This window comes from uncultured Paracoccus sp. (assembly GCF_947496875.1).
In the GTDB taxonomy this organism is placed as follows: domain Bacteria; phylum Pseudomonadota; class Alphaproteobacteria; order Rhodobacterales; family Rhodobacteraceae; genus Paracoccus.
This window is the reverse complement of the sequence record NZ_CANMEH010000002.1, coordinates 164,066-178,866: the sequence shown is the minus strand read 5'-3', so window position 1 is coordinate 178,866 and position 14,801 is coordinate 164,066. Positions and strand designations below refer to the sequence as shown.

Here is a 14,801-nt window from a genome sequence, read left to right as displayed (position 1 = left end):
GAGCCGCGCCCGAGCACCGCATGAAAAAGACCGACAACCCCGCCGATCCGTTCAAGAAGGCGCTGACCGAGGCGACGCGCGCGCTCGCCGAGGAGCACGAACTGAACGTGACCTTCACGGCCGATCCGTCGGGCTTTTCCGGCGACACGATGCGGCTGCCGCAGGTCAGCCGGCGGATGAGCCGGGACGAAGTGCTGATGGCGCGCGGCGCCGCCGATGCCATGGCGATGAAGATCCGCCACCACGACGCGGCGACCCACGCCCGCTACACCCCCTCGGGCCCGGTCGCGCGCGAATTGTACGAGGCGATGGAGACGGCGCGGTGCGAGGCGCTGGGGGCGCGCGACATGCCGGGTGCCCTGTCCAACATCGACGCCCGCATGGGCGCCGAGGCAGAGCGCAAGGGCTACGGCCAAGTGCGACAGGCGTCCGACGTGCCGCTGGCGGTGGCGGCCGGCTATCTGGTCCGGCAGGCGGCAACCGGGCGACCGCTGCCCCAGGCAGCACAGCACGTGGCCGATCTGTGGCGACCGTTCGTCGAACAGCAGGGCGGCGACACGCTGGATGCCGCCGCCCATTCGCTGGACGACCAGGGCGCCTTTGCGCGGCTGTCCCGGCGCCTGATCGCGGATCTCGGCTATGGCGACCAGTTGGGCGACGACCCGGACGAGCCCGAGGATGAGGCCGACGAGAACGCCGAGCAGGAGCAGGATGATTCCGGCCAGGAGCAGTCCCAGCAGCAGGATGAGGGCGACGACGCCGAAGCCAGCCCCGAGCAGAGCCAGGAACGAACCCAGGACGAGCGTCAGGCCCAGGTCAGCATGGACGAGCAGTCCGAGGACGAGCTGGCCGATGATGCCGAGATGTCCGACAGCGACATGCCCCCGGACCTGCCGCCCCCGGTCAGCGAGGCCAATCCCGACTATGCCGTGTTTACCCAGGCCCATGACGAGGAGATCAGGGCCGAGGATCTGGCCGAGCCGGCCGAACTGGAACGCCTGCGCGCCTATCTGGACAAGCAGCTGGACCCGCTGCGCGGGGCCGTGTCCCGGCTTGCCAACAAGCTGCAGCGCCGCTTGCAGGCACAGCAGAACCGCAGCTGGGAATTCGACAAGGAAGAGGGGGTTCTGGATGCCGGCCGCCTGGCCCGCGTCGTTGCCAATCCGACCACGCCGCTGAGCTTCAAGGTCGAGAAGGACACCGAGTTCCGCGACACGGTGGTGACCCTGCTTCTGGACAACTCGGGCTCGATGCGGGGGCGCCCGATCAGCATCGCCGCAATCTGCGCCGATGTGCTGGCGCGCACGCTGGAACGCTGTTCGGTCAAGGTCGAGATCCTGGGGTTCACGACCCGCGCATGGAAGGGCGGGTTGTCGCGCGAGGACTGGCTGAAGGCCGGGCGTCCCGCCGGCCCCGGCCGCCTGAACGATCTGCGCCACATCATCTACAAGAGCGCCGACGCGCCCTGGCGGCGGGTTCGTCCGAACCTCGGGCTGATGATGAAGGAAGGCCTGCTGAAGGAGAACATCGACGGCGAGGCGCTGGAATGGGCGCATCGCCGGATGGTCCGGCGCGCCGAAGCCCGCAAGATCCTGATGGTGATCTCCGACGGCGCCCCGGTCGACGACAGCACCCTGTCGGTGAATCCCGCCAATTATCTTGAAAAGCACCTGCGCGACGTCATCGCGATGGTCGAACGTCGAAAGCAGGTCGAACTGATCGCCATCGGGATCGGCCACGACGTGACCCGCTATTACAACCGGGCGGTGACCATCACCGACGCCGAACAGCTGGCGGGCGCGATCACCGAACAACTCGCCGCGCTGTTCGAAAGCGATCCCCGCAAACGCGCCCGCGCGATGGCGGGACAGGGCCGCCGCTTTGGCTGAGGACGGGCCGATGGTTCGGGCGGCGGGCGAAGCTGCGATAGGTGGCATGAGGACCGGCGCCGGATCGCCGGAGGACACGGCCTTTCAGGATTTCTCCGCGCCGAGCAGTCCTGCCGTTGCGGCCCCACGGGTGGGGGCACTGCGCGCGCGCATGGCCGCGCAGGGACTCGACGCCGTGATCGTGCCGCGGGCTGACGCGCATCAGGGCGAATACGTCGCCGACTGCGATGCGCGCCTGCGCTGGCTCACCGGGTTCTCGGGCAGCGCGGGCTTTGCAGTCGTCACCGCCGACAGGGCGGCGGTCTTCGTTGACGGCCGCTATCGCGTCCAGGTCCGTGCGGAAACCGATCCCGCCCTGTTCGTACCTGTGAACTGGCCCGAAACGACGGCGGCGGACTGGGTGGCCGATGCCTTACCTGGCGGCGGCCGCCTCGGGTTCGATCCGTGGCTGCACACCCGGGCCGAGATCAGTGCGCTGCGCGAACGGCTGGACAAGGCCGGCGTCGCTCTGGTCGGCACCGACAACCCGGTCGATGCCATCTGGTCCGACCGACCGGCCCCGCCATGTGGCCGCGCCCGACGTCATCCGGATGATCTTGCAGGCGCGACCGCACAGCAGCGTCGCGCGCAGATCGCCGCGGTGCTGGCCGAGGCGGACCAGCGCGCAACCGTCCTTACGCAGCCGGACTCGATTGCCTGGCTGCTGAACATCCGCGGTTCGGACATTCCGCGCAATCCGGTGGTCCAGGCCTTCGCTATTCTGGGACATGACGGGCGCGCCACGCTGTTCGTCGATCGGGCCAAAATCCACGATGATCTGCGCGATCATCTTGGGGCCGACGTGATGATCGCCCCGCCGGACCGGCTGGCCGATACGCTGGTGTCGCTGACCGGTCCGGTCCGGCTGGACCCGCAGACCGCACCCGAGCAGGTCTTCCGGCTGCTTGAAGGGGCGGGAATCGCGATCGCCGAGGCGCCCGATCCCGTTGCGCTGCCCAAGGCGCGAAAGACCGCCGCCGAGCTTTCGGGCATGCGCGCCGCCCAACTCCGCGACGCCGTCGCGATGGTCCGAATTCTCGCCTGGCTCGACAGCCAGACCCCCGGGGCGTTCACGGAAATCGACGTGGTCCGTACGCTGGAGGGATTCCGGCGCGAGGCGGGCTGCATCGACATCAGCTTTGACACGATCTGCGGATCGGGGCCCAACGGCGCCATCGTGCATTACCGGGTGACCGAGGCCACGAACCGCACCGTGCAACCCGGTGACCTGCTGCTGCTCGACTCGGGCGGGCAGTACCCGGACGGCACCACGGACATCACCCGCACGCTGCCGATCGGGTCGGTGCCGGACGCCGCGCGGGATCCCTTTACCCGGGTTCTGCAGGGGCTGATCGCGCTCAGCCGGTTGCGCTTTCCCCGCGGGCTGTCGGGGCGCGACATCGAAGCCGTGGCGCGGGCACCGCTGTGGACCGCCGGTCTCGACTTCGATCACGGCACCGGCCACGGCGTCGGGGCGGCGCTGTGCGTGCACGAAGGCCCGGCCCGGATCTCGCGCCGGTCGGACATTCCGCTGGAACCGGGGATGATATTTTCCAACGAACCCGGCTACTACCGTGAGGGGGAATGGGGCATCCGCCTGGAAAACCTGATCGCCGTGCAACCCGCCGACAGTCCCGACGGGCGCGACATGCTCGGGTTCGCGACGCTGACCTTTGTGCCGTTTGACCGACGGTTGATCGACCGAAATATGCTGAGCCCGGCTGAAATCGACTGGCTCGACAGCTATCATGCTGTGGTCCGTGAACGGCTGGACCCGCTGGTGCCAGCTGATCTGCGGGCATGGCTGCACAGGGCGACGGCGCCGCTTCACGCTGTGCTTCAAACGTGAGTGCCCCGCCTCTCGGCGGGGCACTTTTGCAGCAGTCCGGTTCTGATCAGGCGCGAACGGGTTCACCCACGACGGGGGCAGGGCGCAGCCGTTCCGGCAGCACGAACGCCACCGCGACGAAGATCAGGCCCATGATGATGCCCAGCACGTCGCCGCGGATGTTCAGCACGCCGCCATATTCCGATCCGGGCACCGGACCCAGCGTCACCTTGCCGCCGGCGATGCCGTCCAGCAGGCCCATGGCGGTGACCGCGTCGTAGACCAGCGTGAATGCCAGCGCGCCCAGCAGCCCGCCGAACACATAGCCGATCGCATCGCGCCGGCCCGCACCCACCGCACAGACCGCGGTGCCGGGGCAGTACCCCGAGACGGCCCAGCCGATTCCCAGCAGGACGCCGCCCAGGAACACGCCGGCGTTGGCCGCCTTGACCGACATGTGTCCGACATCAACGAGGCCGAGCATCTGGCCGGCGAAGGTCAGGATCGAGAAGACCCCGATCCCCAGCATGATCGCCTTGGCCAGGCGCAGGTCGCGCAGCGCCAGCATGCGGTTCAGGATGCTGGGATTCGTGGCGCCGATGCGGTCGAGCACTGCGCCGAATGCCGCGCCCAGAATGATTGCAAGAACGATTTGCATCGGTTTCTCCTCAGGTATTGGGGCTGGTGTCGCGGGGGAACAGCGCGATCGCGGTCGGGATCGCCGCGGCGAACGCACCCAGCGTGAAGATGTAGCCCGACAGGGCCGTCTGGCCCATGCCGCTCATCATGTTGCCCGAGGTGCAGCCATCCGCGAGCCGCGCCCCGAACAGCACGATGAACCCGGATGCGAACGCCACGAGGAACCGCTTGGTGGCATCGTTGCCGTGGTTCGCGGCCCACAGGGCAGGCACCCGACGCTCCTCACGGCTGAGCCCGCCGCGCGCCAGGGTGGACGCGGCCGCGCCGAGGATCATCACCAGCACGAAGATGAAGTCGTAGTTCAGCGGGTTGGCGATCTTCGAGGCGTTCTTGTCGATATAGGTCACCGCCGACGAGGCCGTGCCATCCGCGCCGGTCACCACCAGCGACGGGTTCAGCATGTCCCAGATCACGCCGTCGGCGACCACGAACTGGGTGGACACGCCGATGGGTTTCACGAGCAAGAAGGCCAGGAAGAACACGAGGCCCAGCAGGACGCCTCCGCTTTTCCAATCGAGGGTCATGAGCATCTCCTGTCATATTCTGTACTATGAATATCACATCGCCGACGAACCCGTCAATCTGTCTCGTGTGCTCAGGTCCGACCGGGCTTGTCCGCTTGAACAGCGGCCCATGTCGCGCGATGCTGCGCTGTCCTGTCCGAAGCGGAGAGCGCCTTGCCCATCCCCGACCATGTCCTGTCCGACCTGCGCGCCGTTCTCGGCGATCGTCTGTCCACCCTGGACAGCGACCGCGAACAGCATGGGGGATCGGAAACCTTTCACCGCGCCCCGCCGCCCGATGCCGTCGCCTGGCCGCTGACCACGGCCGAGGTGTCGGCGGTGCTGCGCATTTGCAACGATCACCGGGTCCCGGTGATCGGATGGGGCGCCGGAACCTCGCTGGAGGGTCACGCCCTGGCGGTGCGGGGCGGGCTGACGATGGACCTGACCCGCATGGACAAGGTGCTGGAGGTCCGTCCGGGCGACATGCTGGCCGTCGTTCAGCCCGGCGTGACGCGCGAGGCCCTGAACCAGGAGCTTCGCACCACCGGGCTGATGTTCCCGGTTGATCCGGGCGCGAATGCCACACTGGGTGGCATGGCGGCCACACGGGCCAGCGGCACCACCGCGGTACGTTACGGCACCATGCGCCAGAACGTCCTGGCGCTGGAGGTGGTGCTGGCCGATGGGCGGGTGATCCGCACCGGCACAAGGGCGGCGAAATCCAGCAACGGTTATGACCTGACCGCCTTGGTCGTCGGATCGGAAGGCACGCTGGGCCTGATCACCGAACTGACGCTGCGCCTGCATGGCCAGCCCGAGGAAGTCGCGGCAGGTGTCTGTGCCTTTCCCACGCTGGAAGACGCGGTGAACTGCGTGGCGATGACCATGCAGTCGGGCATCCCCATGGCCCGGATCGAGTTCATGGACCCGATGGCGATGAAGGCCGTGAACCTGCATCTGGGCAGCGACTATCCGCTGGCGCCCCACCTGATGATCGAGTTCAACGGCAGCCCGGAATCCGTCAAGGCCGATGCCGAGGCGTTCGGCGCCCTCGCCGATGAATGCCACGGGACCGGGTTCACCTGGGCCACCAGCCTCGAGGATCGCAACCGCCTGTGGGCGGCACGGCACGCCTCGTACTGGGCGAGTCTCAAGCTGCGGCCGGGCGCAACCGGGGTGGTGACGGACATCTGCGTGCCGATGACGGAACTGCCGGGGCAGGTCAGTGCGGCCGCCGCCGACATGGCGGCCGAGGGGGTGATCGGCGACATCGTGGGCCATGTCGGCGACGGCAATTTCCACACGCTGATGCTGATCGACCCCGAGAGCGAGGCAGAACTGGCCACCGCGAAGGCGATCGCCGGCCGGATGGCCGAACGCGCCATGGCGGTCGGTGGAACGATCAGCGGCGAGCACGGCATCGGCCTGGGCAAGCGGGGTCTGATGCAGGCCCAGCATGGCGAAGGCTGGCAGGTGATGGCGGCGATCAAGCAGGCCCTCGACCCCAACAACATCCTGAATCCGGGCAAGCTGGTCCCCGACATGAACTGAACGGGCGTCGCCCGTTCACAACCGCAGGTTGCTGACGCGTTCGTGATCGTTCCCGCGCACGGGCGGCTGGATGATCACGTCGCGACCATGTGACAAAGCCCCAACAAGAAACGAGCGGACAGGGACATAGAGGCGTGAGAAGGCTATTGAAGGTGGCGGCGGTCCTGTCGCTGGCAGTGCTTGCGGCATGTGGCGGGCCCCGCGGCCCCGTCGGTCCGGTGCCGGGCAGCTATATCGGCGGCGCGGTCCCGCAGCTGGGCGATACAAAGCCGCATGTCTGGACCAGCGGCCATCCCTACAACCTGCCGGTCCACGGCGTCGACGTGTCGCGCTATCAGGGGCAGGTCGACTGGGCGCGGGCCCGGCAGGCCGGGATCAGCTTTGCCTTCCTCAAGGCCACCGAAGGGGGTGACCACGCCGACCCTGCATTTCGCCGCTACTGGGAACAGACCCGCGCGGTCGGCATGCCGCGCGGCGCCTATCATTTCTATTACTTCTGCCGCTCGGGCGCGGAACAGGCGGCTTGGTTCATCGCTAATGTCCCGCGGGAACGCGGCACGCTGCCGCCGGTTGTCGACCTGGAATGGGTCCACACCTCGCGTACCTGCCGCTTTCGCCCGTCCCCCGCCGAGATCCACCGCGAGGTGGGGATCTTCATGTCGGCGCTGCAGCAGTATTACGGCCAGCGGCCGATCGTCTACACGACCGTGGATTTCTACAGGGAGGCCGACCTGAGGCAGCTTCCGGCAGAATTCTGGCTGCGCTCGGTGGCCGATCACCCGCGCAGCACCTACCCGGGACAGCGCTGGACGTTCTGGCAGTACTCCGGCACCGGCACCGCGCCCGGGTTCAATGGCAATGTGGACCTGAACGCGTTTGCGGGCACGGCGATCCAGTGGCAGCAATGGCTGAACAGCCACCTGTCGCGCTGACGGCCCCGTCGCGCACGGCGCTGTGGACCGAGTTCCTGGCGCTGTTCGTCGGGGCGCCGCTCGCCATCGCGGTGTTCCTGGAGCCCGAACGGCTGTTCGCCGCGCTGTTCGGGTTCACGCTGGTGGGGCTGGGGCTGATCTGGTGGACCGGGGAATTCCGGTGGTCCGAACTGGTCACCGGCTGGGCCAGGGTGCGGTGGGGCCGCACCCTGGCATTCGCGGTCCTGGTCGGCGCCACGGGATGGCTGGTCATGATCGTCACCCATCCGGGCTTCGTCCCCGACTTCTCACCTCAGCGGCTGCGATTCCTGCCGCTGCTGTGGCTGCTTTACCCGTTCTTTTCGGCCCTGCCGCAGGAACTGATCTTCCGCGTGCTGTTCTTTCATCGCTACGCGCCGCTGTTTCCCAGCATGCGCGCGGCACGCCTGACCAACGCCGGCATCTTTGCGCTGGCGCATCTGATGTACTGGTCGTCGGTCGTCGCGGTGATGACCTTTGTCGGCGGCTGGATCTTTGCCGACGTCTATCTGAAGCGCGGCTTTCCGGCTGCCTGGGTGCTGCACGCGATCGCGGGGAACGTGCTGTTCACGGTGGGAATGGGCGCGTACTTCTGGTCGGGCAACGTGGTGCGCCCGTTCTAGAGGGCGCCCCGCATCCGCATGGCCAGCAGGTAGAGCGCCACCGTCAGGACGCAGCCCGCCCCCAGACTGACCCAGAATCCGGCGCCATTCCGCAGCAGCATCGGGATCAACAGGAACATCGGCAAGGACGGCGCGACATACCACAGCGTGGCCTGCGCGTGATCGGCCAGCCGCGCCGCGTCATGCGTGTCGCGCCACAGCCAGATCATGCCAAGCACCGACACCAGCGGCAGCGATGCGATCAGCGCCCCCAGCCCGGCGTGTCGCCGCGCCACCTCGGATGCGAGCGCGACAAGGACCCCCGAGATCGCAGCCTTCAGGATCAGATACGCCATCGCTGCGATTTCCCGGTTCTGGTGGCCGCCTTGACTTCGCAAGTGCAAAAAGGTTGATGCGGGGCCTGACGTCAAGGGGATCGATGATGAACGCCTATCGCAGCCATACCTGCGGCCAGCTGACCGCCGCCGATGCCGGATCGCAGGTCCGTCTGTCGGGGTGGGTGCACCGGGTCCGCGACCACGGCGGCGTGCTCTTCATCGACCTGCGCGATCATTACGGCATCACCCAGGTCATCGCCGACAGCGACAGCCCCGCCTTTGCGACGCTGGAGCGACTGCGCGCCGAAACCGTCATCCGCATCGACGGCCGGGTCAAGCTGCGCAATGCCGCGCTGGTCAATCCCCGGCTGCCCACCGGCGAGATCGAGGTCTATGCCAGCGCGGTCGAGGTGCTCGGCCCCGCAGACGACCTGCCGCTGCCGGTCTTCGGCGATCAGGACTACCCTGAGGAAACCCGGCTGGCCTATCGCTTCATCGACCTGCGCCGCGACAGCCTGCACAACAACATCATGCTGCGGTCGCGGGTCGTGAAATGGCTGCGCGACGCGATGTGGGATGCGGGCTTCACCGAGTTCCAGACCCCGATCATCACCGCCTCGTCGCCCGAGGGCGCGCGCGACTTCTTGGTGCCGTCGCGCCTGCATCCCGGCCGCTTCTACGCGCTGCCGCAGGCGCCGCAGCAGTTCAAGCAGCTGATCATGGTCGCGGGATTCGACCGCTATTTCCAGATCGCCCCCTGCTTCCGCGACGAGGATCCGCGCGCCGACCGCAGCCCGACGGATTTCTATCAGCTCGACGTCGAGATGAGCTTCGTCGAGCAGGAGGACGTGTTCACGGCCGTACAGCCGGTGATCCAGGGGTTGTTCGAGGAATTCGGTGGCGGCCGCCGGGTCGATCCCGACTGGCCGCGCATCCCCTACGCCGAGTCGATGCGGAAATACGGCACCGACAAGCCCGACCTGCGCAACCCGATCGAGATGGTGGACGTATCCGACCATTTCCGCGGCAGTGGCTTCGGCATCTTCGCCAAGCTGCTGGAGCAGGAGGGGACTGAGGTCCGCGCCATCCCGGCGCCGGGCGGCGGATCGCGCAAGTTCGCGGACCGGATGAACGCCTTTGCGCAGCAGCAGGGGCTGCCCGGGATGGGGTATATCTTCTGGCGCAAGGCCGATGACGGGACCACCGAGGCCGCAGGCCCCGTTGCCAAGGCGCTTGGCGCTGAGCAGACCGAGGCCCTCCGCACTGCCCTGGCTCTGGATCAGGGCGACGCCGTGTTCTTCCTCGGCGGCAAGCCCGAGACCTTCGAGGCCGTCGCCGGCCGCGCGCGGACCGAAATCGGGCGCGAGTTGGGCCTGATCGACGAAGACCAGTTCAGGTTCGCCTGGATCGTGGACTTCCCGATGTACGAGAGGGGCGAGGACGGCCGCATCGACTTCAGCCACAACCCGTTCTCGATGCCGCAGGGCGGAATGGACGCGCTGGCCGGCGATCCGCTGCAGGTGCTCGGCTATCAATACGACCTTGCCTGCAACGGCTACGAGCTGGTCAGCGGCGCCATCCGCAACCACAAGCCCGAGATCATGTTCAAGGCCTTCGAGATCGCGGGATACGGACGCGACGAGGTCGAAAAGCGGTTCGGCGGCATGGTCAAGGCGTTCCGCTATGGTGCGCCCCCGCACGGCGGCTGCGCGGCGGGGATCGACCGCATCGTGATGTTGCTGGCCGACGAGGTGAACATCCGCGAGGTCATCATGTTCCCGATGAACCAGCGCGCCGAGGACCTGATGATGGGGGCGCCTAGCGAGCCCACGAACGAACAGCTGCGCGAATTGCGGCTGCGGGTGCTGCCGCGGGAAAGCTGATCGGCCCCGCGGTCGCTCAGCCAACCGTGACATGCGCCCCGGCGCGAGAACGGGTCCGCCGGGACGGACCATGGCACGGGGGGCGCGCTGCTTTTCGCGGGCGGGGCAGTCCGCCCGGGTGATCGGCGACTGGCCGGGTCTGGCGGATAATGCGCTCTATCAGCAGCGCGACTTGATGCCGACGCGACGTGCGCGCCTATGCGGGCTGGGCCATGCGGGGGTTGTTCGGGACGGATGCAGGGATGATCGAACGGACGATCTTTCCGAGACTGGATCTGGGGCGCGATCCGGGCTTGCTGGGCTGAAATGCCCGGCAGCCGCGTGCTCGGCCCACGGCGGGATCAGCGGTTGGCAGCTGACAGCCGGTCCTGGACCATCCCGCTGACCCGCGCCAGGTCGGCTGCCAGGGCCCGCCCGGCCGAATGATCGCGGGCGAGCGCGCTTGCCGCGTCGGTCAGGCCGGGATCGTGCGACGACCGCGCCACCCCGGCAAGGAAGCGGGCGATGTAGTCGATCGACTCGGTCGTGTCGGATGCCGCCAGAACCTCGGCCACGTGGACCAGATCGTCGCGCAACGCGCCACTGTCGGGAATGATGGTCTCGTCGGCCACGAGACGCGGTCCGGCGGGGCGGTCCTCGGGCGGCAGCTTCGACAGGATGGCCTGCTGGAACACCGCCAGGCTCTCGACCGGCTTCAGCAGGAACCCGTCGGCACCGGCGGCCATTGCCACGGCCTCGTTGTCGGGGTCACCCGACATGCCCAGCAGCACCGGCACCCGGCGGCCGGTCTCCGCCCAGGTTCTGATCAGCTCTGCACCGCTGCCGTCCGGCAGGCCCACATCGACGACCGCCACGGCCGGACGGTGCGACAGCATGTGGCGCCCGGCCGATCGCAGGCTGTCGGCGCGCCGGATGCGCGCACCCGAACGCAGGCACAACAGCCGCAATGCTTCGGACGCGAAACGGGAATCCTCCACCACCAGGACCGTCAGTCCGGTCAGCGGGCGGTCGCGAACGGTGCCTCGACCCTTCGGCGCAGGATCTTTCGTGACCGGGGCATTCCTGTCGTCCATGGGCGGCAAGCTCCTTTCGCACGGCACCGACGAATCGCTGAGGTCAGACCCTATGTCGCGCGACCTAATGCCCCGTTAACGCGACTGCGATCCGCGGCCCCTTTTCCCCCGCCTCGGTGCGGCCTAGAAGCGGGCCACGCCAAAGGAGAAACCAGCATGATTGGTCGTCTGAATCACGTCGCGATTGCCGTTCCCGACCTGCAGGCAGCGGCTGCGCGCTATCGCGACACGCTGGGGGCGACGGTCCGCGATCCGCAGGACGAACCCGATCACGGCGTCACCGTGGTGTTCATCGAACTGCCCAACACCAAGATCGAATTGCTGTACCCCCTGGGCGAAGACAGCCCGATCCTCGGGTTTCTCGACAAGAATCCGGCAGGCGGCATCCACCACATGTGTTTCGAAGTGGACGACATCCTTTCTGCACGCGACCAGATGAAGGCCGGCGGCGCGCGGGTGCTGGGCGACGGGGAACCGCGGATCGGGGCGCATGGAAAGCCCGTCCTGTTCCTGCATCCCAAGGATTTCGACGGCTGCCTGATCGAACTGGAACAGGTCTGAGATGTCGATCACCGGCGGCCTGGTTCTTTATGTGACACTGTGGTTCCTGTGCCTGTTCCTGATGCTGCCCCTCGGACATCGCAGCCAGGAAGACGCGGGCGAGGTGGTCCCGGGCACGCCCGCCGGGGCGCCGCACGATCCCCAGCTGCTGCGCAAGGCGCTGTGGGCGACCCTGTTGGCCACGCTGATATTTGCGGTGATCGCCTGGGTCATCCTGGGCGACATCATCACCCGGGACGACATGCGGAACTTCAATCGCCCGGGCGCCTGACCAGGTGGAACAGATGGGTGAATGACGCGGCGGCCAGCACCGGTACCGCGATGTTCAGCACCGGGATCGTCAGCAGCACCGCGACCCCCACGCCCAGCAGCGTGACCGCAACCCCGCGCCTGCGCCGCAAGTCGGCGGCGCGGTCGTCCGGAAGATGTCGACGCGTGGCCATCTGAAAGAACTCGCGACCCAGCAGCCACCCGTTGGCCAGATAGAATGCGACCGGGGCGAGCGGGCCGATCAGCGGAGTCAGGACCAGCAGGCCGACGGCAACCCCCAGCGCCGCGGCAACAACGGCTAGCGATTCCAGCACACCGTCGGCGAAGTCACCGGAACGCCCCCGATCTGCCGGATAATGCACCGCCTCGACAGTGTCGGCCACCTGTTCGGTGAACAGACCCGCGAATCCTGCCGCGACCGGCGCCATCAAGAAGAAGCCCAGGACCGGGAACAATGCCAGGGATCCCCATGACAGGGCGGAGCCGATCTCGATCGGGCCGACCCATGGCAGGGTCAGCTGATCGGGGCCGATCGCGCGGATGGCCCAGAACACCGCCACCTGCAGAACCACGAACAGCAGCAGGGTCAGCCCGACCCCCAGCGCGAGAACCCGGAAGATGCGCGGACGCAGCAGGTCGAGCCAGCCGCGGATCAGCGCGAGGACCGCAGCGGTCATGAAAGGTAGGTCGTGCGCGACGCCACGTCGGGACGGGGCCGATCGGGTATCTCGGCACTGCCGCGGGTGCCGATATGGATGAACCCGACGATCCGTTCACCTTGCTGCAATCCCAGATGCGCGCGGGCAAAATCCGGCTCGGCGGCGGGCCCGGTCAGCCAGGATGCGCCATAGCCCGCGGCCAGAGCACCGTTGAGCAGGGACAGGCATACCGCGCCGGCGGACAGGAACTGTTCCCATTCTGGAACCTTGGGATGGTCCTTGGGGGACGACACGACCGCCACGATCAGGGGCGACCCGAACGCATCGCGCGCCTTCTGCGCGGCTGCCGCGTCCCCCCCGGTCCGCGTGACGTGATCGGCCAGCAGCGGTGCCAGCCGTTCGAGGGCGGGGCGTTCCAGGACCACGAACCGCCACGGCTCCAGCTTGCCATGATCCGGCACCCGCGCCGCCAGCGTCAGCAGGTCGGTCAGTTCCTCCCGGTCCGGGGCGGGCGGCTGCAGCGTCCTGGGTGGATGGGACCGGCGCTGGCGCAGAAAGCTCAGGGGATCGTGGTGCATGGTCGCTCCTCTCGATAAGGGGGTCGCGTCGGCTTGCGCCGCGGGCTTCAGCCGCGCAGGATCGACCTACCGGCATACTCCGCCGTCGCCCCCAGCATTTCCTCGATCCGGATCAGCTGGTTGTACTTTGCCAGCCGGTCGGACCGTGCCAGCGAGCCGGTCTTGATCTGTCCGCAATTCGTCGCCACCGCGAGATCGGCGATCGTCGAGTCCTCGGTCTCGCCCGACCGATGCGACATGACACTGGTATATCCGGCGCGATCGGCCATCCGTACGGCGTCCAGCGTTTCGGACAGCGTGCCGATCTGGTTGACCTTGACCAGCAGCGAATTGCCGCAGCCCTTGGTGATACCTTCGGCCAGGCGAGCCGGGTTGGTCACAAACAGGTCGTCGCCGACCAGTTGCACGCTGCCGCCCAGGCGGTCGGTCAGCAGCTTCCAGCCCTCCCAGTCATCCTCGGAGCAGCCGTCCTCGATCGACAGGATCGGATAGTCGGCGCAGAGGCTTGCCAGATAATCGACATTCTCGGCCGGGGTCAGGGACAGGCCCTCGCCGCTGATTTCGTATCTGCCGCCCTTGAAGTATTCGGTCGACGCGCAGTCCAGCGCCAGCATGATGTCGTCGCCCGGCCTGTAGCCCGCCTTCTCGATCGAACGCAGGATGAAATCCAGCGCATCGCGGGTCGAGGTCAGGTTCGGCGCAAATCCCCCCTCGTCGCCGACACCGGTGGCAAGGCCGGCCGCGGACAGTTCCTTCTTGAGGGTGTGGAACACTTCCGATCCCACCCGGACGGCGTCGCGCATGTTGCCGGCGGCGACCGGCATGATCATGAATTCCTGGATGTCGATCGGGTTGTCGGCATGTTCGCCGCCGTTGATGATGTTCATCATCGGCACCGGCAGGATCCGTGCAGCGGTGCCGCCGACATAGCGGTACAGCGGCTGCGCCGTCGCCTCGGCGGCGGCCTTGGCGACCGCCAGCGACACGCCCAGGATCGCGTTGGCCCCCAGACGGCCCTTGTTCGGGGTGCCGTCCAGCTCGATCATCATGCGGTCGATGGCCAGCTGTTCGGTTGCGTCCTCGCCCACCAAGTTCTCGGCCAGCTCGCCGTTCACCGCGGCCACGGCCTCCAGCACGCCCTTACCCAGGTAGCGCGCCTTGTCGCCGTCGCGCTTTTCGACTGCCTCGTGGGCGCCGGTGGACGCGCCGGAGGGCACCGCGGCCCGGCCCATGGTGCCGTCCTCGAGCGTCACATCGACCTCGACCGTGGGGTTGCCGCGGCTGTCGAGGATTTCACGGGCGAAGATGTCGATGATGGCGGTCATGGGCGCTCCGAGTATTGGCGATCAGGTTTGGCGGGTTCTAGCCCCGGCCG

At 67.7% G+C, this 14,801-nt stretch carries 15 protein-coding genes and 1 pseudogene; 9 read left to right on the top strand and 7 right to left on the bottom strand.

Features of this window, described 5'->3' with window-relative positions; all coding sequences use genetic code 11:
• Positions 1-20: 20 nt before the first annotated feature.
• Together cobT and Q0938_RS03075 are read left to right on the top strand one after the other, a co-directional pair.
• Complete coding sequence (gene cobT / locus Q0938_RS03080) at positions 21-1,889, top strand: cobaltochelatase subunit CobT (RefSeq protein ID WP_299359017.1); 1,869 nt, start codon at positions 21-23, stop codon at positions 1,887-1,889.
• Positions 1,890-1,935: 46 nt separating this feature from the next.
• Positions 1,936-3,777: an aminopeptidase P family protein gene (locus tag Q0938_RS03075; RefSeq protein ID WP_299359015.1), complete on the top strand. Its 1,842-nt coding sequence runs from the start codon at positions 1,936-1,938 to the stop codon at positions 3,775-3,777.
• 46 nt (positions 3,778-3,823) lie between these two features.
• Here the strand turns inward: Q0938_RS03075 and Q0938_RS03070 are convergent, their stop codons facing one another.
• Together Q0938_RS03070 and Q0938_RS03065 are read right to left on the bottom strand one after the other, a co-directional pair.
• Complete coding sequence (locus tag Q0938_RS03070) at positions 3,824-4,414, bottom strand: YeeE/YedE thiosulfate transporter family protein (RefSeq protein WP_299359013.1); 591 nt, start codon at positions 4,412-4,414, stop codon at positions 3,824-3,826.
• A 10-nt stretch (positions 4,415-4,424) separates the two neighbouring features.
• Complete coding sequence (locus Q0938_RS03065; protein WP_299359011.1) at positions 4,425-4,979, bottom strand: YeeE/YedE thiosulfate transporter family protein; 555 nt, start codon at positions 4,977-4,979, stop codon at positions 4,425-4,427.
• Positions 4,980-5,132: 153 nt separating this feature from the next.
• Here Q0938_RS03065 and Q0938_RS03060 point away from each other — a divergent pair, with 153 nt between their 5' ends.
• From Q0938_RS03060 to Q0938_RS03050, 3 genes are all read left to right on the top strand, one after another.
• The gene (locus tag Q0938_RS03060) at positions 5,133-6,512 is read left to right on the top strand and encodes an FAD-linked oxidase C-terminal domain-containing protein (RefSeq protein ID WP_299359009.1); all 1,380 of its coding nucleotides are present in this window, start codon (positions 5,133-5,135) and stop codon (positions 6,510-6,512) included.
• Between the two features lie 134 nt (positions 6,513-6,646).
• The gene (locus Q0938_RS03055; protein WP_299359007.1) at positions 6,647-7,444 is read left to right on the top strand and encodes a GH25 family lysozyme; all 798 of its coding nucleotides are present in this window, start codon (positions 6,647-6,649) and stop codon (positions 7,442-7,444) included.
• Positions 7,417-8,085: a CPBP family intramembrane glutamic endopeptidase gene (locus tag Q0938_RS03050; protein ID WP_299359005.1), complete on the top strand. Its 669-nt coding sequence runs from the start codon at positions 7,417-7,419 to the stop codon at positions 8,083-8,085. The genes Q0938_RS03055 and Q0938_RS03050 overlap by 28 nt, the downstream gene beginning before the upstream one ends.
• On the opposite strand, the gene Q0938_RS03045 is transcribed toward Q0938_RS03050, so the two are convergent.
• Positions 8,082-8,420: a DUF3147 family protein gene (locus Q0938_RS03045; protein WP_299359003.1), complete on the bottom strand. Its 339-nt coding sequence runs from the start codon at positions 8,418-8,420 to the stop codon at positions 8,082-8,084. The genes Q0938_RS03050 and Q0938_RS03045 overlap by 4 nt on opposite strands.
• 86 nt (positions 8,421-8,506) lie before the next feature.
• Here Q0938_RS03045 and aspS point away from each other — a divergent pair, with 86 nt between their 5' ends.
• Both aspS and Q0938_RS03035 read left to right on the top strand, forming a co-directional pair.
• On the top strand, positions 8,507-10,285 hold the full coding sequence (aspS, locus tag Q0938_RS03040; protein WP_299359001.1) for an aspartate--tRNA ligase: 1,779 nt from the start codon (positions 8,507-8,509) through the stop codon (positions 10,283-10,285).
• Positions 10,286-10,327: 42 nt separating this feature from the next.
• A pseudogene (locus Q0938_RS03035) lies at positions 10,328-10,590 on the top strand (twin-arginine translocation pathway signal); the annotation flags it as partial.
• A gap of 36 nt (positions 10,591-10,626) precedes the next feature.
• On the opposite strand, the gene Q0938_RS03030 reads toward Q0938_RS03035, so the two are convergent.
• The gene (locus Q0938_RS03030; RefSeq protein ID WP_299359000.1) at positions 10,627-11,358 is read right to left on the bottom strand and encodes a response regulator; all 732 of its coding nucleotides are present in this window, start codon (positions 11,356-11,358) and stop codon (positions 10,627-10,629) included.
• Between the two features lie 156 nt (positions 11,359-11,514).
• Here Q0938_RS03030 and mce point away from each other — a divergent pair, with 156 nt between their 5' ends.
• On the top strand, positions 11,515-11,919 hold the full coding sequence (gene mce, locus Q0938_RS03025) for a methylmalonyl-CoA epimerase (protein ID WP_299358998.1): 405 nt from the start codon (positions 11,515-11,517) through the stop codon (positions 11,917-11,919).
• 1 nt (position 11,920) lies between these two features.
• On the top strand, positions 11,921-12,190 hold the full coding sequence (locus Q0938_RS03020; protein ID WP_299358996.1) for a DUF1467 family protein: 270 nt from the start codon (positions 11,921-11,923) through the stop codon (positions 12,188-12,190).
• Here Q0938_RS03020 and Q0938_RS03015 read toward each other — a convergent pair.
• Genes Q0938_RS03015 through eno form a run of 3 tightly spaced genes read right to left on the bottom strand, consistent with a single transcriptional unit; the run spans position 12,171 to position 14,751 of the window.
• The gene (locus Q0938_RS03015; RefSeq protein WP_299358995.1) at positions 12,171-12,866 is read right to left on the bottom strand and encodes an EI24 domain-containing protein; all 696 of its coding nucleotides are present in this window, start codon (positions 12,864-12,866) and stop codon (positions 12,171-12,173) included. The genes Q0938_RS03020 and Q0938_RS03015 overlap by 20 nt on opposite strands.
• Positions 12,863-13,426 (bottom strand): nitroreductase, encoded by a 564-nt coding sequence (locus tag Q0938_RS03010; RefSeq protein WP_299358993.1) that lies wholly within the window; start codon positions 13,424-13,426, stop codon positions 12,863-12,865. The genes Q0938_RS03015 and Q0938_RS03010 overlap by 4 nt, the downstream gene beginning before the upstream one ends.
• 47 nt (positions 13,427-13,473) lie before the next feature.
• Entirely contained in the window at positions 13,474-14,751 is a 1,278-nt protein-coding gene (eno, locus tag Q0938_RS03005; protein ID WP_299358991.1) for a phosphopyruvate hydratase, read from the bottom strand.
• Positions 14,752-14,801 lie beyond the last annotated feature (50 nt).

Bases quoted from the DNA above. Each gene is read 5' to 3' on its own strand.
- cobT (WP_299359017.1), top strand. From the start codon at position 21: ATGAAAAAGACCGACAACCCCGCCGATCCGTTCAAGAAGGCGCTGACC.
- Q0938_RS03075 (WP_299359015.1), top strand. From the start codon at position 1,936: ATGAGGACCGGCGCCGGATCGCCGGAGGACACGGCCTTTCAGGATTTC.
- Q0938_RS03070 (WP_299359013.1), bottom strand. From the start codon at position 4,414: ATGCAAATCGTTCTTGCAATCATTCTGGGCGCGGCATTCGGCGCAGTG.
- Q0938_RS03065 (WP_299359011.1), bottom strand. From the start codon at position 4,979: ATGACCCTCGATTGGAAAAGCGGAGGCGTCCTGCTGGGCCTCGTGTTC.
- Q0938_RS03050 (WP_299359005.1), top strand. From the start codon at position 7,417: ATGGCTGAACAGCCACCTGTCGCGCTGACGGCCCCGTCGCGCACGGCG.
- Q0938_RS03045 (WP_299359003.1), bottom strand. From the start codon at position 8,420: ATGGCGTATCTGATCCTGAAGGCTGCGATCTCGGGGGTCCTTGTCGCG.
- aspS (WP_299359001.1), top strand. From the start codon at position 8,507: ATGAACGCCTATCGCAGCCATACCTGCGGCCAGCTGACCGCCGCCGAT.
- Q0938_RS03030 (WP_299359000.1), bottom strand. From the start codon at position 11,358: ATGGACGACAGGAATGCCCCGGTCACGAAAGATCCTGCGCCGAAGGGT.
- mce (WP_299358998.1), top strand. From the start codon at position 11,515: ATGATTGGTCGTCTGAATCACGTCGCGATTGCCGTTCCCGACCTGCAG.
- Q0938_RS03020 (WP_299358996.1), top strand. From the start codon at position 11,921: ATGTCGATCACCGGCGGCCTGGTTCTTTATGTGACACTGTGGTTCCTG.
- Q0938_RS03015 (WP_299358995.1), bottom strand. From the start codon at position 12,866: ATGACCGCTGCGGTCCTCGCGCTGATCCGCGGCTGGCTCGACCTGCTG.
- Q0938_RS03010 (WP_299358993.1), bottom strand. From the start codon at position 13,426: ATGCACCACGATCCCCTGAGCTTTCTGCGCCAGCGCCGGTCCCATCCA.
- eno (WP_299358991.1), bottom strand. From the start codon at position 14,751: ATGACCGCCATCATCGACATCTTCGCCCGTGAAATCCTCGACAGCCGC.